22 protein-coding genes and 1 pseudogene are annotated in these 23,408 nt (G+C 60.0%); 19 read left to right on the top strand and 4 right to left on the bottom strand.

All coding sequences use genetic code 11. From position 1 onward, the window contains the following. Positions 1 to 330 precede the first annotated feature (330 nt). The 12 genes from ABID16_RS05550 (at position 331) to lipA (ending at position 12,063) form a co-directional block, all read left to right on the top strand. On the top strand, positions 331 to 1,521 hold the full coding sequence (locus ABID16_RS05550) for a peptidoglycan DD-metalloendopeptidase family protein (RefSeq protein ID WP_354555328.1): 1,191 nt from the start codon (positions 331 to 333) through the stop codon (positions 1,519 to 1,521). A 509-nt stretch (positions 1,522 to 2,030) separates the two neighbouring features. Continuing rightward, entirely contained in the window at positions 2,031 to 3,305 is a 1,275-nt protein-coding gene (gene eno, locus ABID16_RS05545) for a phosphopyruvate hydratase (RefSeq protein WP_354555327.1), read from the top strand. Between the two features lie 141 nt (positions 3,306 to 3,446). After that, positions 3,447 to 3,755, top strand: a complete 309-nt coding sequence (locus ABID16_RS05540) for an FtsB family cell division protein (RefSeq protein ID WP_354555326.1) — start codon at positions 3,447 to 3,449, stop codon at positions 3,753 to 3,755. A gap of 158 nt (positions 3,756 to 3,913) precedes the next feature. Beyond that, positions 3,914 to 4,945 (top strand): pyruvate dehydrogenase (acetyl-transferring) E1 component subunit alpha, encoded by a 1,032-nt coding sequence (pdhA, locus tag ABID16_RS05535; protein WP_354555325.1) that lies wholly within the window; start codon positions 3,914 to 3,916, stop codon positions 4,943 to 4,945. Between the two features lie 117 nt (positions 4,946 to 5,062). Further along, the gene (locus tag ABID16_RS05530; RefSeq protein WP_354555324.1) at positions 5,063 to 6,448 is read left to right on the top strand and encodes a pyruvate dehydrogenase complex E1 component subunit beta; all 1,386 of its coding nucleotides are present in this window, start codon (positions 5,063 to 5,065) and stop codon (positions 6,446 to 6,448) included. A gap of 15 nt (positions 6,449 to 6,463) precedes the next feature. Next, the gene (locus ABID16_RS05525) at positions 6,464 to 7,825 is read left to right on the top strand and encodes a pyruvate dehydrogenase complex dihydrolipoamide acetyltransferase (protein ID WP_354555323.1); all 1,362 of its coding nucleotides are present in this window, start codon (positions 6,464 to 6,466) and stop codon (positions 7,823 to 7,825) included. A 93-nt stretch (positions 7,826 to 7,918) separates the two neighbouring features. Beyond that, entirely contained in the window at positions 7,919 to 8,152 is a 234-nt protein-coding gene (locus tag ABID16_RS05520; RefSeq protein WP_354555322.1) for a hypothetical protein, read from the top strand. Positions 8,153 to 8,159: 7 nt separating this feature from the next. Beyond that, positions 8,160 to 8,798, top strand: coding sequence for an SGNH/GDSL hydrolase family protein (locus ABID16_RS05515; protein WP_354555321.1), 639 nt, complete (start codon positions 8,160 to 8,162; stop codon positions 8,796 to 8,798). Positions 8,799 to 8,899: 101 nt separating this feature from the next. Further along, a complete protein-coding gene (locus ABID16_RS05510) occupies positions 8,900 to 9,160 on the top strand; it encodes an HP1242/YdcH family protein (protein ID WP_354555320.1) in 261 nt (86 codons plus the stop codon). Positions 9,161 to 9,208: 48 nt separating this feature from the next. Next, a complete protein-coding gene (lpdA, locus tag ABID16_RS05505) occupies positions 9,209 to 10,654 on the top strand; it encodes a dihydrolipoyl dehydrogenase (protein WP_354555319.1) in 1,446 nt (481 codons plus the stop codon). Between the two features lie 143 nt (positions 10,655 to 10,797). Further along, positions 10,798 to 11,055, top strand: coding sequence for a GlsB/YeaQ/YmgE family stress response membrane protein (locus ABID16_RS05500; protein ID WP_354555318.1), 258 nt, complete (start codon positions 10,798 to 10,800; stop codon positions 11,053 to 11,055). A 39-nt stretch (positions 11,056 to 11,094) separates the two neighbouring features. Beyond that, the gene (gene lipA, locus ABID16_RS05495; RefSeq protein WP_354555317.1) at positions 11,095 to 12,063 is read left to right on the top strand and encodes a lipoyl synthase; all 969 of its coding nucleotides are present in this window, start codon (positions 11,095 to 11,097) and stop codon (positions 12,061 to 12,063) included. A 4-nt stretch (positions 12,064 to 12,067) separates the two neighbouring features. Here lipA and ABID16_RS05490 read toward each other — a convergent pair whose 3' ends face one another. Both ABID16_RS05490 and ABID16_RS05485 read right to left on the bottom strand, forming a co-directional pair. Beyond that, positions 12,068 to 12,358, bottom strand: coding sequence for a type II toxin-antitoxin system RelE/ParE family toxin (locus ABID16_RS05490; RefSeq protein ID WP_354555316.1), 291 nt, complete (start codon positions 12,356 to 12,358; stop codon positions 12,068 to 12,070). Between the two features lie 16 nt (positions 12,359 to 12,374). After that, a complete protein-coding gene (locus ABID16_RS05485) occupies positions 12,375 to 12,602 on the bottom strand; it encodes a type II toxin-antitoxin system ParD family antitoxin (RefSeq protein WP_354555315.1) in 228 nt (75 codons plus the stop codon). Between the two features lie 110 nt (positions 12,603 to 12,712). Here ABID16_RS05485 and ABID16_RS05480 point away from each other — a divergent pair, with 110 nt between their 5' ends. Together ABID16_RS05480 and ABID16_RS05475 are read left to right on the top strand one after the other, a co-directional pair. Continuing rightward, entirely contained in the window at positions 12,713 to 13,168 is a 456-nt protein-coding gene (locus ABID16_RS05480; protein WP_354555314.1) for a type II toxin-antitoxin system RatA family toxin, read from the top strand. Between the two features lie 28 nt (positions 13,169 to 13,196). Continuing rightward, on the top strand, positions 13,197 to 13,520 hold the full coding sequence (locus ABID16_RS05475; protein ID WP_354555313.1) for an HlyU family transcriptional regulator: 324 nt from the start codon (positions 13,197 to 13,199) through the stop codon (positions 13,518 to 13,520). 99 nt (positions 13,521 to 13,619) lie between these two features. Here the strand turns inward: ABID16_RS05475 and ABID16_RS05470 are convergent, their stop codons facing one another. Together ABID16_RS05470 and ABID16_RS05465 are read right to left on the bottom strand one after the other, a co-directional pair. Further along, entirely contained in the window at positions 13,620 to 15,608 is a 1,989-nt protein-coding gene (locus ABID16_RS05470; protein WP_354555312.1) for a bifunctional 2',3'-cyclic-nucleotide 2'-phosphodiesterase/3'-nucleotidase, read from the bottom strand. Between the two features lie 167 nt (positions 15,609 to 15,775). Next, positions 15,776 to 16,234, bottom strand: coding sequence for an Lrp/AsnC family transcriptional regulator (locus ABID16_RS05465; protein ID WP_354555311.1), 459 nt, complete (start codon positions 16,232 to 16,234; stop codon positions 15,776 to 15,778). Between the two features lie 162 nt (positions 16,235 to 16,396). Here ABID16_RS05465 and ald point away from each other — a divergent pair, with 162 nt between their 5' ends. The 5 genes and pseudogenes from ald to hupB all read left to right on the top strand — a co-directional run bounded on the left by ald (position 16,397) and on the right by hupB (position 23,381). Then, positions 16,397 to 17,515, top strand: coding sequence for an alanine dehydrogenase (ald, locus tag ABID16_RS05460; RefSeq protein WP_354555310.1), 1,119 nt, complete (start codon positions 16,397 to 16,399; stop codon positions 17,513 to 17,515). Positions 17,516 to 17,926: 411 nt separating this feature from the next. After that, complete coding sequence (gene clpP, locus ABID16_RS05455) at positions 17,927 to 18,559, top strand: ATP-dependent Clp endopeptidase proteolytic subunit ClpP (RefSeq protein WP_354555309.1); 633 nt, start codon at positions 17,927 to 17,929, stop codon at positions 18,557 to 18,559. 275 nt (positions 18,560 to 18,834) lie between these two features. Then, on the top strand, positions 18,835 to 20,112 hold the full coding sequence (gene clpX / locus ABID16_RS05450) for an ATP-dependent Clp protease ATP-binding subunit ClpX (RefSeq protein WP_354555308.1): 1,278 nt from the start codon (positions 18,835 to 18,837) through the stop codon (positions 20,110 to 20,112). A 372-nt stretch (positions 20,113 to 20,484) separates the two neighbouring features. Beyond that, positions 20,485 to 22,831: pseudogene (lon, locus tag ABID16_RS05445) on the top strand (endopeptidase La); the annotation flags it as partial. Between the two features lie 277 nt (positions 22,832 to 23,108). Beyond that, a complete protein-coding gene (hupB, locus tag ABID16_RS05440; RefSeq protein ID WP_109857791.1) occupies positions 23,109 to 23,381 on the top strand; it encodes a DNA-binding protein HupB in 273 nt (90 codons plus the stop codon). Positions 23,382 to 23,408 lie beyond the last annotated feature (27 nt).

The raw sequence follows: 23,408 nt of genomic DNA, 5'->3' as shown, positions 1-23,408 counted from the left end.
ACTGCTCGCAGCGTTGCCTTAACCCGTCGGTAACCCTAACGCGCTTTAATGGCTTCACGAGAGTTTCTTGTAGAGACGGGGCCAGTAATGCGTAACAGAATTGCGTCAGCGTACAAAAATCCGGCAGTTCGGTTCCTTGCGATTGCGCTTTTGGCCGGCACTGCGGCCGGTTGCAGTTCCGATGCGACGCGCTTTGATAGTTTCTATCACTCTGCCGACAATATCAGCACGGGGTCCATCCAGGGCGGTGGCACGGGTCGGGTCCCGACCCCGAGCGCCGATGTGGCCTCCGCGGGCAATCTGCCGCCGCGATCTGATCTTTCTGACCCGATGAGTCAGCCGCTTCCGCCGGCTCAAGCCAACACCCAATACGGTTCGCCGCTGCCGGTCGCTTCCAACGCACGCGCCGTGACCAGTTCGCCGGTTCAGTCTGCAGCGTTGGGCGCCCCCCTGCCGCCGGCTGCGCCTGCGGCGTCTGCTCCCGTCCGGCAGGCTGCAAATGCACCTGTACCTGCGCCGTCAAAGGGGCACACCAACATCCGCATGATCAAGGGTCCGGATCCGATCTCGACCGGTACTGTCCCTGTATCCCAGCAGGCTTCCACCAATCCGGCCAAGCAGGTTGCTGCTGTCGAGCCGAAGGTGGCGGATCAGGCCAAGCCAGCGCAGGCGCCGACGAAGATCCCGGTTCCCACCAAGGGTCCTCATCAGCAGGAAGCCGTTCTGCCGTCTGCGCCGCAGGCCGAGAAGAAGAAGGTTGCTGTTGCTGAAGCCAAGGATGGCGCAAAGGGCGCGACCCACAAGGTTGTTTCCGGCGAGAGCCTTGTTGCCATCGCCAAGAAGAATGGCGTGACGGTTGAAGCCCTTCGTGCCGCAAATGGATTGACCAGCAATGCCGTTCGCGCCGGTCAGGAGTTGAAAATCCCTGCTGCCGCATCGACCAAGGTTGCCGAGAAGCCTGCGACTGAAAAGGTCACGGCAGACGAGATCACTACTTCTTCGGTCTCGGGCAAGCCCGATGCGCCGTTGAAGCCCAAGGCTACACAGCCGGCCGCTGCAGCCGCCGCTGCTCCAGCCGAATCGAAGGATAGCGTATCGTCGGCAGCGGGCACGCAGGTTGCCTCTACGGCGCCCGCAGAAACCGGAATCGGCAAGTATCGCTGGCCGGCAACCGGCGCTGTCATCGCCGCTTATGGCGCCAATGTCGATGGTCAGCGCAACGATGGTATCGACATCTCGGTTCCGGAAGGTACGCCGGTCAAGGCTTCTGAAAACGGTGTTGTGATCTATGCCGGCAACGGTCTGGAAAAGCTCGGTAACACCGTTCTCGTCCGCCACTCCGACGGCAAGGTCACGGTCTACGCTCATCTGAAGAGCATCGACGTCAATCGTGGCGACAAGGTCAACCGTGGCCAGGTCCTGGCCGCTTCCGGGATGTCCGGCAACGCTTCGCGGCCGAAGCTGCACTTCGAAGTGCGCAAGAACTCGGCCCCGATCAACCCGATGTCCTTCCTCGAATAGTTAAGACTTCCCCCGAATTGTATTGCGTCTCGGGGAGTGCGTGAAGGGTCCGGCGGCAACGCCGGACCCTTTGCCGTTTTGGCACAGGACGCAAATTTTACAACGATTCCGGAATTCCGAGCAGCGCCCGACAGGCACGTGCGTCTTTGAACCCGCCACGCTTGAGTGTCACGAAAACCGGAAAATTTCTTGAGGTTCTGCAAGCCCTTAGACGAATGAAGCCGCCAGGTGGGGGACCCGGCGGCTTGTCAATCGGGGCGCTGTTGGGGGCTGCGCCCGAGGCTTTCGCCTCATATGTCAGCGGCTTCGGTTGGGGGGCATCCGCTGATGAAGAGGATAATGGCGACAAATCCATGCATTTGGGTAAACCGTTTTTGCGAATTTTCGCACATCGGCAAAAACTTGTGTCCGCGACGCACGGCAATTCCTGGCGGTGGGCAGCTTCCCTCTGGGCCGTTGTTGTTCTATGAGAAGCGCGGATCAAACTCCTCAGCCATAGGGAAAAGAACATGACCGCCATTGTTGACATTATCGGCCGCGAGATCCTCGACAGCCGTGGCAACCCGACTGTCGAAGTCGATGTCATCCTCGAGGATGGCAGCATGGGCCGCGCAGCCGTTCCGTCGGGTGCTTCCACGGGCGCGCACGAAGCCGTCGAGCTGCGCGATGGTGGCAAGCGCTACCTCGGCAAGGGTGTGGAAAAGGCTGTCGCTGCCGTCAACGGCGAAATCTTCGATGCCGTCGGCGGCATGGACGCCGAAGACCAGATCGCGCTCGACCAAGCCATGATCGAACTGGACGGCACCCCGAACAAGAGCCGCATCGGTGCAAACGCCATTCTGGGCGTTTCGCTGGCTGCTGCCAAGGCTGCTGCGGATGCTGCCGGCCTTCCGCTCTATCGTTACGTGGGTGGCGCTGGTTCGCGCTTGCTCCCGGTCCCGATGATGAACATCATCAACGGCGGCGCGCATGCCGACAACCCGATCGACTTTCAGGAATTCATGATCCTGCCGGTCGGCGCTGAAAACCTCCGCGAAGCAGTGCGTATCGGCTCGGAAGTTTTTCACACGCTCAAGAAGGAACTGAGCGCTGGCGGCTACAACACCAATGTCGGCGACGAAGGTGGCTTTGCGCCGAACCTGAAGAGCGCGCCGGAAGCGCTCGACTTCATCGTCAAGTCGATTGAAAAGGCTGGCTTCCGTCCGGGCGAAGACGTCTATCTCGGCCTCGACTGCGCCTCGACCGAATTCTTCAAGGACGGCAAGTACGTCATGGAAGGCGAAGGCCGCACGCTCGAATCCGGTGCCATGGCGGAATACCTCGCCGAACTCGCGGCTCGATATCCGATCATCACCATCGAAGACGGCATGGCCGAAGACGACTGGGAAGGCTGGAAGCTGCTGACAGAAAAGATCGGCGCCACATGCCAGCTCGTCGGCGACGATCTGTTCGTCACCAACTCGTCGCGCCTGCGCGACGGCATCAAGATGGGTGTCGCCAACTCGATCCTCGTCAAGGTCAACCAGATCGGTTCGCTCTCCGAAACGCTCGACGCTGTCGAGACCGCGCACAAGGCAGGCTACACCGCCGTCATGTCGCATCGTTCGGGCGAAACGGAAGACTCGACCATTGCCGATCTCGCGGTTGCCACCAACTGCGGCCAGATCAAGACCGGTTCGCTCTCGCGTTCCGACCGCATGGCAAAGTACAACCAGCTGATCCGCATCGAGGAAGGCCTCGGCAGTCAGGCAAAATATGCCGGCCGCTCGATCCTCAAGGCGTAAGTGGGCTCCATCGCCTGTTACACGAAGAGGTCGCGGCCAACCAGCCGCGGCCTTTTTTGTATCCTCGGCGACGTGGTCAACAGAGCGTTAATCTCTGGATTCTAATGTGAGTCCAAAGAGTATCGCGTCACGGGTAATTCGATGTTGACCAAGCAGTACAGGAAGCGGCGGTTCGGCCGTTTCGTTTTGCCGGCGATTACGGCTGCATTCCTGGCCTATTTCGGCTATCATTCCGTCCATGGCGAGTTTGGCCTGAAGGCGACCGAGAAGTTTCTGCAGCAAAAGGCCGAGCGCCAGCAGAAGCTTGCGGACCTTCAGCACCGGCGCAAGGCGCTTGAGCGTCAGGTATCGGCGCTCAGTGACGGATCGATACAGAAGGATATGCTGGACGAGGAGGCGCGTGCGCAGCTCAATATGTCCCGCCCGGATGAAATCGTTATATTTCACTGATTTCGGCGATATAACCGAAATCGGATTAATTTAATTTTTCCTTTTATTTTCAAGCATTTATGCCAGATGCTAGCTATGCGTTTAGGGCATTGCTGTTTTCCCCGACTTTGCCTATGGTATCCCTCAAGGAAAAACATCAAACCTGGGGAGGTTACTGCATGGCTCCGCGTAAACCCGCGTCTGCTGCTGCCCGCAAGTCCGCTAAAGCCGACGTTGCGGAAAAGATTTCCGAATTCACCAAAGAACAGGAACTGGACGCGTATCGCGAGATGCTGCTGATCCGCCGTTTCGAAGAAAAGGCCGGCCAGCTTTATGGCATGGGCTTCATCGGCGGGTTCTGTCACCTCTATATCGGTCAGGAAGCTGTCGTTGTCGGCATGCAGGCCGCGCTGAAGGAAGGCGACCAGGTCATCACCGGTTACCGCGATCACGGCCACATGCTGGCCTGTGGCATGAGCGCCCGTGGCGTCATGGCCGAGTTGACCGGTCGCGAAGGCGGTCTTTCCAAGGGGAAGGGCGGCTCGATGCACATGTTCTCCAAGGAAAAGAACTTCTATGGCGGTCATGGCATCGTCGGCGCGCAGGTGTCGCTTGGCACCGGCCTCGGCTTCGCCAACCACTACCGTGGCAACGACAACGTCTCGCTCGCCTATTTCGGCGACGGCGCTGCCAACCAGGGCCAGGTTTACGAGAGCTTCAATATGGCCGCTCTCTGGAAGCTTCCGGTGATCTACATCATCGAGAACAACCGCTACGCCATGGGCACCGCGGTATCCCGCGCCTCGTCGCAGACCGACTTTTCGCAGCGCGGCGCCTCGATCGGCATCCCCGGCATGAAGGTCGATGGCATGGACGTTCGTGCCGTCAAGGCCGCTGCCGACTATGCAGTGGAGCATTGCCGCTCCGGCAACGGCCCGATCATCCTGGAAATGCAGACCTATCGTTACCGTGGTCACTCCATGTCTGACCCGGCTAAATATCGTTCGAAGGACGAAGTGCAGAAGATGCGCTCCGAGCACGATCCGATCGAACAGGTCAAGGCGCGCCTGATTGAAAAGGGCTGGGCCACGGAAGATTCGCTCAAGGACATCGACAAGGAAGTCCGCGAGATCGTCGCCGACGCTGCCGATTTCGCCCAGGCCAATCCGGAGCCTGCCGTATCGGAACTCTACACCGATATCCTGCTTTGACAGCGCTTCCCGCCTTCGGGAGTGAGGGCGGGACTATCGCATGCCGCGCGCCGCGATCACGCTGGCGCTGATCGAGATTTTTAAGGCCGAGCGCCTGAAACGAATTGGGTGAGGACCATGCCGATTGACATCCTGATGCCTGCACTGTCTCCGACGATGGAGGAAGGCACGCTCTCCAAGTGGCTGAAGAAGGAAGGCGACAAGGTCGTCTCCGGCGACGTGATCGCCGAAATCGAAACCGACAAGGCCACCATGGAAGTGGAAGCCGTCGATGAAGGCGTGATCGGCAAGCTGCTGGTCGCCGCCGGTACCGAGAACGTCAAGGTCAATGCGCCGATCGCAGTTCTGCTGCAGGACGGCGAAAGCGCCTCGGATATCGGTTCATCGGCTGCGCCGAAGGCTGATGCGCCGGCTCAGGCTGCTGCACCGGCCGAAGCGCCGGCTCCTGCTGCATCCGCTCCCGTTCCGGCAGCACCGAAGACGGAAGCCGCAGCCGACCCGGCCATCCCGGCCGGTACCGAAATGGTGACGATCACGGTCCGCGAAGCGCTCCGCGACGCGATGGCCGAAGAAATGCGCGCCAACCCGGACGTCTTCGTCATGGGCGAGGAAGTCGCCGAATACCAGGGCGCCTACAAGGTCACGCAGGGCCTCCTCCAGGAATTCGGGCCGAAGCGCGTCATCGATACTCCGATCACCGAGCATGGCTTTGCCGGTATCGGCGTCGGCGCGGCCATGGCCGGCCTTCGCCCGATCGTCGAATTCATGACCTTCAACTTCGCCATGCAGGCGATCGACCAGATCGTCAACTCCGCTGCCAAGACGCTTTATATGTCCGGCGGCCAGATGGGTGCTCCCATCGTGTTCCGTGGCCCGAACGGTGCTGCTGCCCGCGTGGCTGCCCAGCACAGCCAGGATTACGCAGCCTGGTATAGCCACATTCCGGGTCTCAAGGTCATCCAGCCCTACACGGCGGCCGACTTCAAGGGCCTGCTCAAGGCCGCGATCCGCGATCCGAATCCGGTCATCTTCCTGGAAAACGAAATCCTCTACGGCCAGACGTTTGAAGTGCCGAAGATGGACGATTTCGTCCTGCCCATCGGCAAGGCCCGCATTCACCGCGCCGGCAAGGATGTCACGCTCGTCTCCTGGGGCATCGGCATGACCTATGCCGTCAAGGCCGTGGACGAACTGACCAAGCTTGGCATCGACGTCGAACTGATCGACCTGCGCACCATCCGCCCGATGGATCTTCCGGCCATCATTGAATCGGTCAAGAAGACCGGCCGCCTCGTCACCGTCGAGGAAGGCTACCCGCAGTCATCGGTTGGTGACTTCATTGCCAACCGCGTCAGCCGCGAAGCGTTCGACTATCTCGACGCCCCGGTCATCACGATTGCCGGCAAGGACGTTCCGATGCCGTATGCGGCCAACCTTGAAAAGCTCGCCCTGCCGAATGTCGGCGAGGTTATCGATGCCGTGAAGGCCGTTTGCTACAAATAAGGGGAGGGCGAGGACATGCCGATCAATATCACGATGCCGGCCCTTTCGCCGACCATGGAAGAGGGCAACCTCTCCAAGTGGCTGGTCAAGGAAGGCGACACGATCAAGTCTGGCGACGTTATCGCCGAAATCGAAACCGACAAGGCGACGATGGAAGTCGAAGCCGTCGATGAAGGCACGATCGCCAAGATCGTCGTCCTCGCCGGCACCGAAGGCGTGAAGGTCAACAGCCTGATCGCCATTCTCGCCGCAGAGGGTGAAGACGTGAAGGCTGCGGTCGCTGGTGGCGTTTCCGCTGCACCGGCTCCGAAGGCTGAAGCGGCGCCCGCCGCTGCTGCCCCTGCCGCCGCACCGACGCCGGCTGCTGCGCCCGCTGCAGCACCTGCCGTTGCCGTGTCCTCAGCCCCCGCCGGCAACCGTCCATTCTCGTCGCCGCTTGCCCGTCGTCTCGCAAAGGATGCCGGTCTCGACATTTCGGCGATCTCAGGCACCGGCCCGCATGGCCGCGTCGTCAAGTCTGACGTCGAGAAGGCTGTCGCGTCCGGCACCGGCAAGGCAGCACCTGCCTCCGCCGCTGCTCCGGCCGCTGCCGCCGCGGCACCTGCTGCTGCCGCGTCCGCCGCACCGCTTGCCAAGCAGGCCTCGGAAGAGGCAGTCCTCAAGCTGTTCGAGCCGGGTTCCTACGAACTCGTGCCGCATGACGGCATGCGCAAGACGATTGCCAAGCGCCTCGTTGAATCCAAGCAGACGATCCCGCATTTCTATGTGACGGTCGATTGCGAACTCGACGCGCTTCTGGAACTGCGCGCCCAGCTCAATCATGCCGCACCCCGCAAGGACGACCGCGCGGCCTACAAGCTTTCGGTCAACGACATGATCATCAAGGCGCTGGCTCTGGCCCTGCGTGACGTTCCGGACGCCAACGTGTCCTGGACCGACACCAACATGGTCAAGCACAAGCACGCCGATGTCGGCGTCGCCGTCTCGATCCCCGGCGGCCTGATCACGCCGATCATCCGCCGTGCCGAAGAGAAGAGTCTGTCCACCATCTCGAACGAGATGAAGGACTATGGCAAGCGCGCCAAGGAACGGAAGCTGAAGCCCGAGGAATATCAGGGCGGCACGACTGCCGTGTCCAACATGGGCATGCTCGGCGTCAAGAACTTCGCCGCCGTCGTCAACCCGCCGCATGCCACCATCCTTGCAGTCGGCGCGGGCGAACAGCGCGTCGTCGTCAAGAACGGCGAGATGGCGATTGCCCAGGTCATGACGGTCACGCTCTCCACTGACCATCGCTGCGTCGACGGTGCGCTGGGCGCCGAACTGCTGGCAGCTTTCAAGTCCTACATCGAAAACCCGATGTCGATGCTGGTTTGATCTCGGCAGGTCTGCTTTTGAGGCAGACGTGACTTTGCGTCGGATTGGCCCCATTTATAGAGGGGCCAATCATTTGACAGCGAGGGTGTGGCGATGACGAAAGAACCGAGTGACATGATCCTGCCGATGCTGCGCGAAATGCGCAAGGAGACGCAGGAGGGGTTTGCGAGCGTTAATCAGCGTCTCGACAAGCTTGACGAGGGCCAGAAGAGCTTCCGCAACGCGCTTTCGGCCGACAGTCTGATGTCCAAGTTCGTCATTGGCGATTTCGAGGAGCGGCTTGCCGCTCTGGAGCGCAAGTTCGACGATCTCATGAAGGCGAAGTGACCAGGACATGAAAACCATCCTCGCCTACGGAGACAGCCTGACCTGGGGCCATGATGCGGAAAGACTGGGCCGTCATGCCCATGAAGACCGCTGGCCCTCGGTCCTGCAAAAGGCGCTCGGACATGGCGTTCGCGTGATCCCGGAAGGGTTGGGCGGACGCACCACGGCCTATGAAGATCAGCTGGCGGATTGCGACCGCAATGGCGCGCGCATCCTGCCGACGCTGCTTCATACGCATGCGCCGATCGATCTGGTGATCCTGATGCTCGGCACCAATGATCTGAAGCCTTCGGTCGTCGGCACCGCGCATGGCGCAGCGAAGGGGATGGCACGCCTTGTGCAGCTCATTCGCTTTCATGCATGGCCGTTTGACTACGAGGCACCGGAAATCCTCATCGTCTCGCCGCCCCTCGTGCGTGAAACGGCGAATAGCGACTATGCCGCGGGCTTTGCAGGCGCGGTCGAGCAGTCGAAGATGATGGCGACCTTCTATCGCGATATGGCCGACGAGATGGGTTGCGGCTTCTTTGATGCCGCCTCGGTTGCGGTGGCAACGCCCATCGATGGCGTCCATCTGGATGCGGAGAACACACGAGCCATCGGACGGGCATTGGAGCCGATCGTCCGCATGCAGCTTGGCCTCTGAATGAGGGGAATGTGAACAAGGGAGTTGATCAGGGTCAAGGGTGAGGATCGTCGTTGCGGGTAGCCTGACAGTGTCAAAAGTTTTCCTGAAGGGGACCGGACATGTCGAACACACCGCACGAACTGCACGAGGAATTCCCGGAATATGCCGCCAAGATCCGCCATCTGCGGGAAATTGACGGCCACTTCTATCGCATCTCGAATGAGTATCACGATGTGAACCGGTCTATTCATCGCGCTGAGACCGATATCGAACCCGCCGACGACTTCCATGTGGCTGAGATGCGCAAGAAGCGTATGCAGCTGAAAGATGAAATCTACGCGATGCTGGTGGGCCACGAACAGGTCGAACCCATCGTATGAGGCGGGCGGGTTCTCCGCTGCCTCGACAAAAGAGGAGTGGAGACGCCCATGTCGAATGCATATGATCTGATCGTGATCGGTTCCGGCCCCGGCGGCTACATTGCCGCCATCCGGGCCTCCCAGTTGGGCATGAAGGTGGCCGTGGTCGAGCGCGAGCATCTGGCCGGCATCTGCTCCAACTGGGGCTGCATCCCGACCAAGGCGCTGCTGCGCACCGCCGATGTCATGCACACGGCTACGCATGCCAAGGATTACGGTCTCGTGCTCGAAGGCGCGATGAAGCCGGACATCAAGGCCATCGTTGCCCGCTCGCGCGGCATTGCCGCCCGTATGAACAACGGCGTTGGCTTCCTGTTCAAGAAGAACAAGGTCGATATCATCTGGGGCGAGGCGAAGATCACCAAGCCCGGTGAGATCGTCGTTGGCAAGAGCACCAAGCCGGTCGTTCAGCCGCAGGGTCCGGTGCCGAAGAACACGCTGGGCGAGGGCACCTACACCGCCAAGCACATCATCGTCGCCACCGGCGCCCGCCCGCGCGCGCTGCCCGGCATCGAGCCCGATGGCAAGCTGATCTGGACCTATTTCGAGGCGATGAAGCCGGAGGAGATGCCGAAGTCGCTGCTCGTCATGGGCTCGGGCGCCATCGGCATCGAATTCGCCAGCTTCTACCGCACCATGGGCGTCGATGTGACCGTGGTCGAAATCATGAAGCAGGTCATGCCGGTCGAGGACGAGGAAATCTCCGCCTTCGCCAAGAAGCAGTTCGACAAGCAGGGCATGAAGATCCTTCTTGAAGCGAAGGTTGCCAAGGTCGAGAAGGGCGCAAATTCCGTCACTGCAACGATCGAGAAGAAGGACGGCTCGGTCGAGAAGATCACCGCCGACCGCATGATCTCCGCCGTTGGCGTTCAGGCCAATATCGAAGGCATCGGCCTTGAAGCTGTCGGCGTGAAGACCGATCGCGGCTTCATCGTCATCGACGGCTATGGCAAGACGAACGTGCCCGGCATCTACGCCATCGGTGACGTTGCCGGCCCGCCGATGCTCGCCCACAAGGCCGAGCATGAGGCCGTCATCTGCGTCGAGAAGATCGCAGGCCTGCCGGGCGTGCACCCGACCGACAAGAACAAGATCCCCGGCTGCACCTATTGCAATCCGCAGGTCGCCTCGGTTGGCCTGACGGAAGCCAAGGCCAAGGCCGAAGGCCGCGACATCCGCGTCGGCCGCTTCTCCTTCGCCGCCAACGGCAAGGCCGTGGCGCTCGGCGAAGACCAGGGCTTGGTCAAGACCATCTTCGACAAGAAGACGGGCGAGCTGATCGGCGCGCATATGGTGGGTGCCGAAGTCACCGAACTGATCCAGGGCTTCGTCGTTGCCATGAACCTCGAGACGACCGAGGAAGACCTGATGCACACGATCTTCCCGCATCCGACCATTTCGGAAACGATGAAGGAAAGCGTGCTGGACGCCTATGGCAAGGTGCTGAACGCCTGATAATGCAGGTCCCTCCTCGGTGACATGGGCGAGGGGCTTGGCAAGGCCCGGTTTTACAACAATAAATGGCTGGGCTGGCCGCGGGTTCTTGAAAGAGCGCTGTCAGCTCATATGTCAGGTTGGAACAAACTCGGAGAGAGACAATGCATGATGCATTTCAGGTCGGCTGGTTGATGGCCATCATCATCGGCGGTTTTGCAGGCTGGCTCGCCGGCAATTTCATGAACATGCCCCATGGCATCATCATGAACATCATTCTCGGCGTCGTCGGCGCGGTCGTCGCCAATGCCGTGCTCGGCGTTTTCGGCATCGTCATCTTCGGCGGCTGGCTCGCCTATCTGATTGCCGGCTTCATCGGCGCCTGCATTCTGCTCTTCGTGGTCAAGCTCATTCGAGGTTGACGCCCGCGGGGCTGAGTTCCGGAAAGGACTGAAATTCACATGGTCACCATTCTCGACAACGTTGCTGGCGACGCCAAGCGCGTCCGCCACCCGGAAAAGGCCCACAAGCCGGATACCGAGATCCTGCGCAAGCCGGACTGGATTCGTGTGAAGGCACCTGTGTCGAAGGGCTATCAGGAAACGCGCGACCTCGTGCGTTCCCACAAGCTGGTGACCGTGTGCGAAGAGGCCGGTTGTCCCAACATCGGCGAATGCTGGGACAAGAAGCACGCGACCTTCATGATCATGGGCGAGATCTGCACCCGCGCCTGCGCCTTCTGCAACGTCGCGACCGGCCGGCCGCTGGCGCTGGACATGGAAGAACCCGCCAATGTCGCCAAGGCCGTCAAGCAGATGGGCCTCAGCCACGTCGTCATCACGTCGGTGGACCGTGACGATCTGGAAGACGGCGGCGCCGAGCATTTCGAAAAGGTGATCTGGGCGATCCGCGAAGCCTCGCCGGAAACAACCATCGAAATCCTGACGCCCGACTTCCTGCGCAAGCCCGGCGCACTGGAGCGCGTTGTGGCCGCCAAGCCAGATGTCTTCAATCACAATCTCGAAACCGTGCCGTCGAACTACCTGACGGTTCGCCCCGGCGCACGCTATTTCCATTCGATCCGCCTGCTGCAGCGGGTCAAGGAACTCGATCCGACGATGTTCACCAAGTCCGGCATCATGGTTGGCCTTGGCGAAAACCGCAACGAAGTCCAGCAGCTCATGGACGACCTGCGCACCGCCGACGTCGATTTCATCACCATCGGCCAGTACCTCCAGCCGACCCGCAAGCACCACCGCGTCGTCGAATTCGTCACCCCGGAAGATTTCAAGACCTACGAGACAATCGCCTATGCCAAGGGCTTCCTGATGGTGGCGTCGTCGCCGCTGACGCGCTCGTCGCACCACGCGGGCGATGATTTTGCACGGCTGAGAGCAGCGCGGGAGCGGAAGCTTCAGGCGGCGGAGTAACGGTCTATCGAGGCTGCCAGTTTTCGCGCCCGTGGTGGACGCGAACGATGAGGATGCTCCGATCCGATTGCTCCAGATACACGATTAGATGGGCGCCGTGCGGATGGACCCGGACCGGCGGGCTGATTTCAGTGCGGAGACGAGCCAAACGGGGATTTTCGGCGATAAGCGCGAAAGTTGCTTCCAGACTTTGATGGTACAGCTCCGCCTGACGCGACCCGAAAAGCTCGGTTCCCTGGCGGTAAACGGCTCTGATATCCTGGACAGCTTTGCGGGTGAGGCGATACCGAGGCACGGTCACAAGCCTCGTCTTATCTGCTCATGCTTTTGAGAATGTCATCCATGCTCTCATCGCTGATCCCGCTGGCAAGCCCCTCGTCGACCAGTGCCTGCAACATCTCGGTTTCAGACCTGCTCTCCTTGTCGCGCCGGATCAGATCCCGCAGATAATCGCCCGCATCCGTATATCTGCCGGTTCTGGTCTGTTCACTGACCCATTGATCGAGCACGGTCGGCAATTGGATATCAATCTTCGTCATGCAATGCTCCGTCTTCCGGATCAATCATAGCGCATCAGGCGAAATAAAACACCCGCAACTTGGCACCCACCTCGCTTGATCTCCGCCCACGCACTGTCTAATTGAACACCATGCCCCAATTCGAAACCCGCCGCCCCGTTCCGCAATCGCCCGACCAGATGTTCGCGCTGGTCGCGGATGTCGAGAAATACCCGGAATTCCTGCCGCTCTGCGAAGGGCTGGTCGTGCGCAGCCGCAAGGAGCGCGACGGCAAGGCGCTGCTGGTGGCCGACATGACGGTGGGCTACAAGGCGATCCGCGAGACCTTTACCACACAGGTTTTGCTGAACCCGGCCGAACGTGCGATCGACGTCAAATATCTCGACGGACCGTTCCGCTATCTCGACAACCGCTGGCGCTTCAACGATCTGCCGGACGGCGGCTGCGAAGTGCATTTCTTCATCGACTACGAATTCAAAAGCCGTATCCTTGGGGCCGTGATGGGCTCCATGTTCGACCGGGCCTTCCGGATGTTTTCCGAAGCCTTCGAGGCGCGGGCTACAAAGATTTACGCGACGCCTGCCTGACGGGATCGCACAAGACAAGGGAACGTCTATGAGCTTCTTCTCCAAAATCGCCTCGATCTTCGGCGGCAGCCCGTCTTCGAATGAGAGCAAGGGCGCGGCCAAGGAGCATATGCGTGAGATCGCCGGGCTCCGTGTCTTCGCAACCCCGCAGCGCGAAGGCGCGCAGTTCCGTCTGGCCGGCCGCATCGAGAAGGATCAGGACGGCGCGACGCTGACCCGCGAGTTTGTCCGCGCAGATCTCTTCTCGACGGAAGACGATGTGGTCGAGGTGACGTTCCGCAAGGCGGAACAGATCATCAGCCAGAACGGCAAGGCGCTGTTCGCCGACGGCGCACCAACCGGTCGCGCCTGAGAGAGTATCACCGTGAGGTGACGACGCTTCACCTTCTGATCGCATAACGAAAAACGGCGCCCGAAAGCGCCGTTTTCCTGTTTATGTCTCGTTTGCCGATCAGAGCACGAGGCGATACTTGGCAAAGCCGTTTTCGCCGGCGCCCGCATCCTCGATCTTCGCGCCCTTCACATCGCCGGCAAACTGCTTGCCCTTCGGACCCGTCTCGAAGACAGCCGTCGTGCCGGGCATCGCCTTGAAGCGCCAGTTGCCATCGGCAGAGGGGTTGATCGTGCCTTCCTGGACGATATAGCGAACGATGACGTCGCGGTTCGTGTCCGGAGCCACGAAGACGATCTTGTCGCCGGTGATTTCCGGGAAGTTGCCGCCGCCGCCGGCGCGGTAGTTGTTGGTGGCGACCACGAATTTCTGCGCCGGATCGATTGGCTTGCCCTGGAACTGCAGATTGACGATGCGGCCTGCGCTGTCGCCAACCTTCTTGCCGTCCTTGTCATACATGGCCGGCTGCGAGAGGTCGATCTCGTAGGTCACGCCGTCGATGACGTCGTAGTTGTAGGACGGGAAATCGTTGTTCAGCAGCGGCGCGTCCTTCGAACCTTCCTTGACCTGGTTGAACATGCCGGCTGACATTTCCAGCCAGCCCTTGACCTGCGCGCCGGTGATGACGACGGCGCGAACGGTGTTCGGGTAGAGGTAGAGGTCGGAGACGTTCTTGATGGCGATGTCACCGGCGGGGACATCGGTGTAGTAGTCGGCGCCGTTGCGGCCGCCGGCCTTGAAGGGCGCTGCAGCGGAAAGAACCGGCAGATCCTTGTACGGCGTCTCCTTCAGCATGTCCTTGATATACCAGGTCTGAGCATTCGAAACGATCTGCACGGACGGATCGTCGGCCACGAGCGCAAAGTAGGAATAGAGCGGTGCCGACGTCTTGCCGACCGGCGTGCGGACATAAGCCAGCGTCGCTTCGTGCTCTTCCTTCACGGCGGCGACGATTTCCGGCTTGTCGGTCACGTCGGCGACGATCTTCTTGTTCTCGTCGCGGTGAGAGATCGGGCGGGCCTCGGTGGTGAAGTCGACGACCTTCCAGCTCTTGCCGTCCTTTTCGATCAGCAGGTCGATGAGACCCATATGCGAGCCCCAGAAGCCGCCCATGACGGCCGGCTTGCCGAACAGCGTGCCCTTGACGGCGTCGACATTCTGCATGCCGTCCCAGGTCTTCGGACCGGGGAAGACGAGGTGCTGGTGGCCGGTGAAGACGGCATCGATGCCCTCGACGGAGGCGACGTAGAGCGAGGCGTTCTCCATGCCGTCAGTCGGCTTGGCTGCGTCAATGCCGGAGTGGGACAGCGCAATTACGATGTCCGCGCCGGCTTCCTTCATCGCCGGAACCCAGGCCTTGGCGGCGCTGACGATGTCGCGCGTCATGGCCTTGCCTTCGAGGTTTTTGGCATCCCAGACCATGATCTGCGGCGGCACGAAGCCGATGAAGCCCACCTTGACAGTGCTTTCGTTGCCGGCGCCGTCCTTGATCTTCTTGTCGAGGATCACGTAGGGCTTGAAGAAGAGCTCGTCCTGCTTGGGATCGGAAGCGAGCTTGCCCTTGGTGAGGTTGGCGCAGACGATCGGGAAGTTTGCGCCGCCGAGCACGTTGAACATGAAGTCGAGGCCGTAGTTGAACTCGTGGTTCCCGAGCGTGCCGACATCATAGTTCAGTACGTTCATGGCCTTCATCACCGGATGCATGTCGCCGGCCTTCATGCCCTTCTTGTAGGCCATGTAATCGCCCATCGGGTTGCCCTGCAGCAGGTCGCCGTTGTCGATCAGCATGGAGTTGCCGGCTTCGGCGCGGATCTTGTCGATGATCGAGGCCGTCCGCGTCAGGCCCATCGTGTCGTTGGGCTTATCCGCATAATAGTCATACGGCATGATGTTCACATGGATATCGGTCGTTTCCATGATGCGCAGATGCGCCTGGTTCGCGGCCGCGCGCGCTGCGAAGGGATGCAGCATGATCATCGCAGCGCCGGCGGCAGCACCACCGAGCAGCGAGCGGCGCGTCAGGGTAAGTTTCGGGTGTTCGAGCGTCATGGAAGTTCTCCGGTAATTGCGCGGGAGCGGGGTCGTTAGCCCCCGATAGGCGCGCCCCTTCGGAGCGCGCCGCATCTTGGCGACAGTTGACGACAGCAAGATGTCAGCATTCCAAAAGTTTGACCAGATGGAAAATATGACAGCCTTACCACGCACGTTTGCCGGACCTAAAGTCCGGCGTTCGGACGGTCAATGATTTCCCGAAGCGCAAAGGACGAGTTGATTTTCACCACATGGGGCAGGGCGGAGAGCCAGTCGCGGTGGATGCGCTCATAATCCTCGAGGTCCTTCGCCGCGACGCGAAGAATGTAATCGTACTCGCCCGACATGAGATAGCAGACGACCACATTGGGACAGCGCCGCACGGCGGCCTCGAACTCTGTCAGCGTCTTGGCGAACTGTCCGGATAGCGAGATGTGGACGATGACCATCATCTTGTAGCCGATCGCCTTGTTCGACAGGCGGGCGTGATAGCCGGAAATCACGCCGGATTTCTCCAGGATGTCGAGCCGGCGCGAGCAGGCGGAGGCCGAAAGCCCCACGCGCTGAGCGAGGTCGGCGTTCGACATCCGTCCGTCTTTCTGCAGCTCCCGTAGAATCGCAGTATCGATTGTATCTAGATCCATAGGCGCAATTCTCTTCGAAGTTTTTCGCAATAGCGCAAGATTATTCGAAAAATGTGTTTGCGGCAAAGCCTCTTTGCACGGACCTTCGAGCGGCTTTCCCCTCTAATCGATGTATCACCGACCCGCGTTCAGCGGGCATGAAAAAAGTCGAGAGGAACAAGCATGATCGTCGGTTGCCCCAAGGAAATCAAAAATCACGAGTACCGCGTGGGTCTTACACCCGGTGCGGCGCGCGAGTATGTCGCTCATGGTCACCAGGTGTTGATTGAGACCGGCGCGGGTGCCGGCATCGGCGCGGATGACGCGGCCTATGAAGCCGTTGGAGCCAAGGTCGTTGCCACGGCTGCCGAGATTTTCGCGAAGGCCGACATGGTCGTGAAGGTCAAGGAGCCGCAGCCGTCGGAATGGGCGCAGCTCCGCGAAGGCCAGATCCTCTATACCTATCTCCATCTTGCGCCCGATCCGGAACAGACGAAGGGCCTGCTGGCATCCGGCGTGACCGGCGTCGCCTATGAGACCGTGACGGACGCCGCCGGCGCGCTGCCATTGCTGGCTCCGATGTCGGAAGTGGCCGGGCGTCTCTCGATCCAGGCCGGCGCAACAGCGCTCCAGAAAGCCCATGGCGGGCGAGGGGTTCTGCTTGGCGGCGTGCCGGGCGTGCGTCCGGGCAAGGTTGTCGTGATCGGCGGCGGCGTCGTCGGACTTCATGCGGCCAAGATGGCCGTCGGCCTCGGCGCTGATGTGACTGTGCTCGACCGCTCGCTGCCGCGTCTGCGCCAGCTCGACGACATCTTCCACGGCTCGATCCACACGCTCTATTCCTCCATCGACAATCTCGAGCGTGAAGTCTTCTCCGCCGATCTCGTGATCGGTGCCGTGCTGATCCCTGGCGCTGCTGCCCCGAAGCTCGTCACGAAGGCTATGCTTTCCTCCATGAAGCCGGGTTCGGTGATCGTCGATGTCGCCATCGACCAAGGCGGCTGTTTCGAGACGTCGCATGCAACGACGCATTCCGATCCGACCTATGTGGTCGATGGCGTGGTCCACTATTGCGTGGCCAACATGCCTGGCGCGGTGCCTTATACTTCGACTCACGCGCTGAACAACGCGACGCTCGTCCACGGTCTGGCGCTGGCCGATAAGGGACTGAAGGCGGTTGCGGAAGATCCGCACCTGCGCAATGGCCTGAATGTCCACAGGGGCAAGATCACGAACAAGGCGGTAGCAGAAAGCCTCAGCCTCGATCTCGTTTCGCCCGTCGATGCGCTGAAGGCAGCGTAATGACGGGACTTTGATTGACATCATCTATGAAATTGAACCGGCGTCCCCACCTCCCTCTGGAAGTGGGCGGCGCCGGTTCCTATATCCGGCTCATCCGACAACGCATTGAACTCCCCAAGAGATTTGGCGGTTCGCTCCGGCTTCGAAACCGGAGATCGATCCCTTGATGCCGGGTTGCCGATGTCGGTTGCAGTTGAAGGGGTCGACTTCACGAAGTTTTTATCGTGTTTCAATTGGCCTGTGGGCAGTTTGCTTTCGTAACGCCGTATTAAGGAGCAAGCGTCCATGAAATTCCACATTCTCCATGTGTGTCTTGAAGTTCGCCCTCCTGACACTCTATGTAGGGAATGAGAAATTTCGATGATTCCCGGATCAGCTGCGAAATCCGGACCCAACGTTTGAAGGTAGAAGATGAGCAATCCTGTTGATACCGCAATGGCCCTGATCCCGATGGTCGTCGAACAGACCAATCGTGGCGAGCGGTCCTATGACATCTATTCGCGGCTTCTGAAGGAACGTATCATCTTCCTGACGGGTCCGGTCGAGGATCACATGGCAACGCTCGTTTCGGCGCAGCTCCTGTTCCTCGAAGCAGAGAACCCGAAGAAGGAAATCGCGATCTACATCAATTCGCCGGGTGGTGTCGTCACCGCCGGCATGGCGATCTACGACACGATGCAGTTCATCAAGCCGGCCGTGTCGACGCTTTGCATCGGTCAGGCTGCTTCCATGGGCTCGCTGCTTCTCGCTGCAGGCCACAAGGACATGCGCATCGCGATGCCGAACGCCCGCATCATGGTTCACCAGCCGTCGGGCGGCTTCCAGGGGCAGGCTTCTGACATCGAACGCCATGCGCGTGACATCCTGAAGATGAAGCGTCGCCTGAACGAGATCTATGTCAAGCACACCGGCCGCACCTATGAGGAAGTCGAAACGGCACTCGACCGCGACAACTTCATGGACGCACAGGAAGCGAAGAACTGGGGCCTCGTAGATCAGGTCTTCACGTCGCGCGAAGAGATCGAAGGCCCGGCAGGGGCCTGATTGTACCGGGATTGGCGCCATTCTTGACAAGGATCAAGGCCGGCGCCAGCCTGAAATGCAGGATATGGAATTAATGCTATGTTGATTTTTTGTGACATAGCATCCAGTGAGACTGGGGGAAACGTTGCAAGCTGCCGGATAAAGTGATTTGTTCGGGTCAGCGAGTACCCCCAAAAACCCTTTCCGATGCGACACGAGGCGCAGATCCAAAGGGTGGATAGAGTTCCGTGTATTCCCTGAGCGGGTAACGCCGGTATGCTTGGAAGGAAAGTGACATGAGCAAGGTCAGCGGTAGCAGCGGCGGTGACTCGAAGAATACCCTTTATTGCTCTTTCTGCGGCAAGAGCCAGCATGAAGTGCGCAAGCTGATCGCCGGACCGACGGTCTTCATCTGCGACGAATGCGTCGAACTCTGCATGGATATCATCCGTGAAGAGAACAAGACCTCCATGGTCAAGTCGCGCGATGGCGTGCCGACCCCGCAGGAAATCATCAAGGTCCTGGACGAATACGTCATCGGCCAGCAGCAGGCGAAGCGCATCCTCTCGGTGGCTGTTCACAACCACTACAAGCGGCTCGCGCATGCCTCGAAGAATGGCGATGTCGAGCTGGCAAAGTCCAACATCCTGCTCGTCGGCCCGACCGGCTGCGGCAAGACCTATCTGGCCCAGACGCTCGCCCGCATCATTGACGTGCCCTTCACCATGGCGGACGCCACGACGCTGACGGAAGCCGGCTATGTCGGTGAAGATGTCGAAAACATCATTCTGAAGCTGCTTCAGTCTGCGGATTACAACGTCGAGCGCGCCCAGCGCGGCATCGTCTATATCGACGAAGTCGACAAGATTTCCCGCAAGTCGGACAACCCGTCCATCACGCGCGACGTGTCGGGCGAGGGCGTTCAGCAGGCGCTTCTCAAGATCATGGAAGGCACGGTTGCTTCCGTTCCGCCGCAGGGTGGCCGCAAGCATCCGCAGCAGGAATTCCTGCAGGTCGACACGACGAACATCCTGTTCATCTGCGGCGGCGCCTTTGCCGGTCTCGACAAGCTGATTTCGGCTCGTGGCGAAAAGACGTCGATCGGCTTCTCGGCCAGCGTCAAGTCGCCGGAAGATCGCCGCGTCGGCGAGGTTCTGCGCGAACTCGAGCCGGAAGATCTGGTCAAGTTCGGCCTCATCCCTGAATTCATCGGTCGTCTGCCGGTCCTGGCAACGCTTGAAGATCTGGATGAAGACGCACTGATCCAGATCCTGTCGGAGCCGAAGAACGCTCTGATCAAGCAGTATCAGCGCCTGTTCGAGATGGAAGACGTCGAACTGACCTTCCACGAAGACGCACTGCGCGCCATCGCGAAGCGGGCCATCGTCCGCAAGACCGGCGCCCGCGGTCTTCGTTCGATCATGGAAAAGATCCTGCTCGACACGATGTTCGAGCTTCCGGCGCTGGAAGGTGTTCGCGAAGTGGTCATCTCCGACGATGTCGTCGAAGGCAAGGCGCGTCCGCTCTACATCTATTCGGAGCGGAGCGAAGAAAAGGCCAACGTATCGGCGTAATCGCTGAAATAGATCGCATACAATCGAAAAGCTCGGGGGTCTGTCCCGGGCTTTTTTCATGGGCTTAACGTCGTTAAATCGTCGTAATCCGGGCCTTTTTAAGTTGCGTAGTAGATAAAGGACCGCGATAGTAAGGGTCGAATCCGCATTGGAATATTGCGTATCGCGGGACCTAATTCAGAGTCGGCAAGCCTCGCGACAGCAGAACGCGGCAAGCTTTGTTCTTGAAACGGGAAACAGTGTGGCGAGGCGTCGATTGTCTTGAAAAGACGTCCGTCAGACTCCACTTAGAGAGCGGTAATGATAAGCATCGGGGCTCCCCGCCCGATGCAAAGGGTGGCCCAGTCGGGAACCCTATGGAAAGGAACTCACATGACCAAGAAGACGTTGCCTGCAGACAGCATTGCCTACCCGGTCTTGCCTCTGCGTGACATTGTCGTCTTTCCGCACATGATCGTGCCGCTCTTTGTCGGCCGTGAGAAGTCCATTCGCGCTCTGGAAGAGGTGATGGGCTCTGATCGTCAGATCATGCTGGTGACCCAGATCAATGCGAGCGACGACGATCCGAAGCCCTCCGCGATTTATACCGTTGGTACGGTCGCCAATGTTCTCCAGCTCTTGAAGCTGCCCGACGGCACCGTCAAGGTACTGGTCGAAGGCCGCGCGCGTGCCGAGATCGATGGCTATACCGAACGGGACGAATTCTACGAAGCGATGGCCCATGTTCTGTCCGAACCGGCTGAAGACGCTGTCGAGATCGAGGCTCTGTCCCGCTCGGTCGTCTCCGAGTTCGAGAACTATGTAAAGCTCAACAAGAAGATTTCCCCGGAAGTGGTCGGCGCTGCCAGCCAGATTGAGGATTATTCGAAGCTTGCTGACACCGTTGCCTCGCACCTCTCCATCAAGATCACCGAAAAGCAGGAAATGCTGGAAACGGTGAGCGTCAAGACGCGTCTGGAAAAGGCGCTCGGCTTCATGGAAGGCGAAATCTCCGTCCTCCAGGTCGAGAAGCGCATCCGCTCGCGCGTCAAACGCCAGATGGAAAAGACGCAGCGCGAATATTACCTCAACGAACAGATGAAGGCGATCCAGAAGGAACTCGGCGACGGCGAAGATGGCCGTGATGAGATGGCCGAACTGGAAGAGCGCATCAAGAAGACGAAGCTTTCCAAGGAGGCCCGCGAAAAGGCGGATGCCGAACTGAAGAAGCTGCGCCAGATGAGTCCGATGTCGGCAGAAGCCACCGTCGTGCGCAACTATCTCGACTGGTTGACCGGTCTGCCCTGGGGCAAGCGCTCCAAGATCAAGACCGACCTCAACTTCGCTGAGGAAGTGCTCGCAGGCGATCACTTCGGTCTCGACAAGGTCAAGGAACGCATCGTCGAATATCTGGCCGTTCAGGCCCGCGCGAAGAAGATAAAGGGTCCGATCCTTTGCCTCGTCGGCCCGCCTGGCGTCGGCAAGACGTCGCTTGCCCGCTCGATCGCAAAGGCAACCGGCCGCGAATATGTCCGCATGGCGCTGGGTGGCGTGCGCGACGAGGCTGAGATCCGCGGTCACCGTCGCACCTATATCGGCTCGATGCCCGGCAAGGTGATCCAGTCGCTGAAAAAGGCGAAGAAGGCCAATCCGCTCTTCCTGCTCGATGAAATCGACAAGATGGGCCAGGACTTCCGTGGCGATCCGTCGTCGGCGCTTCTCGAGGTGCTCGATCCGGAACAGAACGCGACGTTCATGGACCACTATCTGGAAGTCGAATACGACCTTTCGGATGTGATGTTCATCACCACGGCGAACACGCTGAATATTCCGGCGCCGCTGATGGACCGCATGGAAATCATTCGGATCGCCGGTTACACGGAAGATGAAAAGCGGGAAATCGCTCGCCGTCACCTTCTGCCGAAGGCGATACGCGACCATGCGTTGCAGCCGAGCGAGTTTTCGGTCTCCGACGAGGCGCTTATGGCGGTCATCCGTCAGTATACGCGCGAAGCCGGTGTCCGTTCGCTGGAACGCGAACTGATGAAGCTCGCCCGCAAGGCGGTAACCGTGATCCTCAAGGGCAAGGCGACCTCGATCGAGGTTACGCCCGAGAACGTGTCCGACTATCTCGGCGTTCCGCGCTTCCGCCACGGCGAGGCAGAACGCGAAGATCAGGTAGGTGTTGTCACCGGTCTCGCATGGACGGAAGTCGGCGGCGAGCTGCTGACGATCGAAGGTGTGATGATGCCGGGTGGCAAGGGCCGCATGACGGTGACCGGCAACCTGAAGGACGTGATGAAGGAATCGATTTCTGCGGCTGCGTCTTACGTGCGCTCGCGGTCCATCGATTTCGGCATCGAGCCTCCGCGCTTCGACAAGGCTGACATCCACGTCCACGTGCCGGAAGGCGCGACCCCGAAGGATGGCCCGTCTGCCGGTGTTGCCATGGCAACGGCCATCGTTTCGATCATGACCGGGATTCCGGTTTCGAAGGATGTCGCCATGACCGGCGAAATCACCCTTCGCGGACGTGTCCTTCCGATCGGTGGCCTTAAGGAAAAGCTGCTCGCGGCACTCCGCGGCGGCATCAAGAAGGTGCTGATCCCGGAAGAAAACGCCAAGGATCTGGCCGACATTCCGGACAATGTGAAGAACGAGATGGAAATCATTCCGGTCTCGCGCATGGGCGAAGTCCTGCAGCACGCGCTTGTCCGTCAGCCCCAGCCGATCGTCTGGGAGCCCGAAGCGGCTGCCGCTGTCGTGCCCGCCGATTCGGCCGAAGAAAGTGGTGTAGGCGTCGCGCATTGACGCCATCCGGCCTCAATTGCGCCGGAATGAACCTGATAAGAACCCGAGGCCGGCAGAAATGCCGGCCTTTTTTAACGAAAAGAGCGCGCAAAGCCCTGCAAAACAAGGGATTGAGTGCATTTTCGGTTGCGGCGGACGCGCTCCTGCGTATTCTGCCCGCGATGACCAATCGAATCGTTTCATACCAGTAAGAAAGGGGTGGAAACATGAACAAGAACGAGCTCGTATCCGCAGTTGCGGAAAAGGCTGGCCTGTCCAAGACCGATGCTGCATCGGCTGTTGACGCTGTGTTCGAAGCAATCCAGGGCGAACTGAAGAACGGCGGCGACGTCCGTCTCGTCGGCTTCGGCAACTTCTCGGTCTCGCGCCGCGAAGCTTCCACCGGCCGTAACCCGTCCACGGGTGCTGAAGTTGCCATTCCGGCCCGTAACGTGCCGAAGTTCTCGGCCGGCAAAGGCCTCAAGGACGCCGTCAACTAAGATCGGCTTCGTGCCTGCCACCCGCCA

Source organism: Limnomicrobium aquaticum, from assembly GCF_040545545.1.
In the GTDB taxonomy this organism is placed as follows: Bacteria; Pseudomonadota; Alphaproteobacteria; order Rhizobiales; family Rhizobiaceae; genus Ensifer_A; species Ensifer_A aquaticum.
Note: the sequence above shows the minus strand (reverse complement) of the source record. Positions and strands in the feature narration are given on the sequence as shown.

Excerpts from the sequence above, each read along its gene's own strand:
- ABID16_RS05550 (WP_354555328.1), top strand. The coding sequence starts at position 331 with ATGAGTCAGCCGCTTCCGCCGGCTCAAGCCAACACCCAATACGGTTCG.
- eno (WP_354555327.1), top strand. The coding sequence starts at position 2,031 with ATGACCGCCATTGTTGACATTATCGGCCGCGAGATCCTCGACAGCCGT.
- ABID16_RS05540 (WP_354555326.1), top strand. The coding sequence starts at position 3,447 with ATGTTGACCAAGCAGTACAGGAAGCGGCGGTTCGGCCGTTTCGTTTTG.
- pdhA (WP_354555325.1), top strand. The coding sequence starts at position 3,914 with ATGGCTCCGCGTAAACCCGCGTCTGCTGCTGCCCGCAAGTCCGCTAAA.
- ABID16_RS05530 (WP_354555324.1), top strand. The coding sequence starts at position 5,063 with ATGCCGATTGACATCCTGATGCCTGCACTGTCTCCGACGATGGAGGAA.
- ABID16_RS05525 (WP_354555323.1), top strand. The coding sequence starts at position 6,464 with ATGCCGATCAATATCACGATGCCGGCCCTTTCGCCGACCATGGAAGAG.
- ABID16_RS05520 (WP_354555322.1), top strand. The coding sequence starts at position 7,919 with ATGACGAAAGAACCGAGTGACATGATCCTGCCGATGCTGCGCGAAATG.
- ABID16_RS05515 (WP_354555321.1), top strand. The coding sequence starts at position 8,160 with ATGAAAACCATCCTCGCCTACGGAGACAGCCTGACCTGGGGCCATGAT.
- ABID16_RS05510 (WP_354555320.1), top strand. The coding sequence starts at position 8,900 with ATGTCGAACACACCGCACGAACTGCACGAGGAATTCCCGGAATATGCC.
- lpdA (WP_354555319.1), top strand. The coding sequence starts at position 9,209 with ATGTCGAATGCATATGATCTGATCGTGATCGGTTCCGGCCCCGGCGGC.
- ABID16_RS05500 (WP_354555318.1), top strand. The coding sequence starts at position 10,798 with ATGCATGATGCATTTCAGGTCGGCTGGTTGATGGCCATCATCATCGGC.
- lipA (WP_354555317.1), top strand. The coding sequence starts at position 11,095 with ATGGTCACCATTCTCGACAACGTTGCTGGCGACGCCAAGCGCGTCCGC.
- ABID16_RS05485 (WP_354555315.1), bottom strand. The coding sequence starts at position 12,602 with ATGACGAAGATTGATATCCAATTGCCGACCGTGCTCGATCAATGGGTC.
- ABID16_RS05480 (WP_354555314.1), top strand. The coding sequence starts at position 12,713 with ATGCCCCAATTCGAAACCCGCCGCCCCGTTCCGCAATCGCCCGACCAG.
- ABID16_RS05475 (WP_354555313.1), top strand. The coding sequence starts at position 13,197 with ATGAGCTTCTTCTCCAAAATCGCCTCGATCTTCGGCGGCAGCCCGTCT.
- ABID16_RS05470 (WP_354555312.1), bottom strand. The coding sequence starts at position 15,608 with ATGACGCTCGAACACCCGAAACTTACCCTGACGCGCCGCTCGCTGCTC.
- ABID16_RS05465 (WP_354555311.1), bottom strand. The coding sequence starts at position 16,234 with ATGGATCTAGATACAATCGATACTGCGATTCTACGGGAGCTGCAGAAA.
- ald (WP_354555310.1), top strand. The coding sequence starts at position 16,397 with ATGATCGTCGGTTGCCCCAAGGAAATCAAAAATCACGAGTACCGCGTG.
- clpP (WP_354555309.1), top strand. The coding sequence starts at position 17,927 with ATGAGCAATCCTGTTGATACCGCAATGGCCCTGATCCCGATGGTCGTC.
- clpX (WP_354555308.1), top strand. The coding sequence starts at position 18,835 with ATGAGCAAGGTCAGCGGTAGCAGCGGCGGTGACTCGAAGAATACCCTT.
- hupB (WP_109857791.1), top strand. The coding sequence starts at position 23,109 with ATGAACAAGAACGAGCTCGTATCCGCAGTTGCGGAAAAGGCTGGCCTG.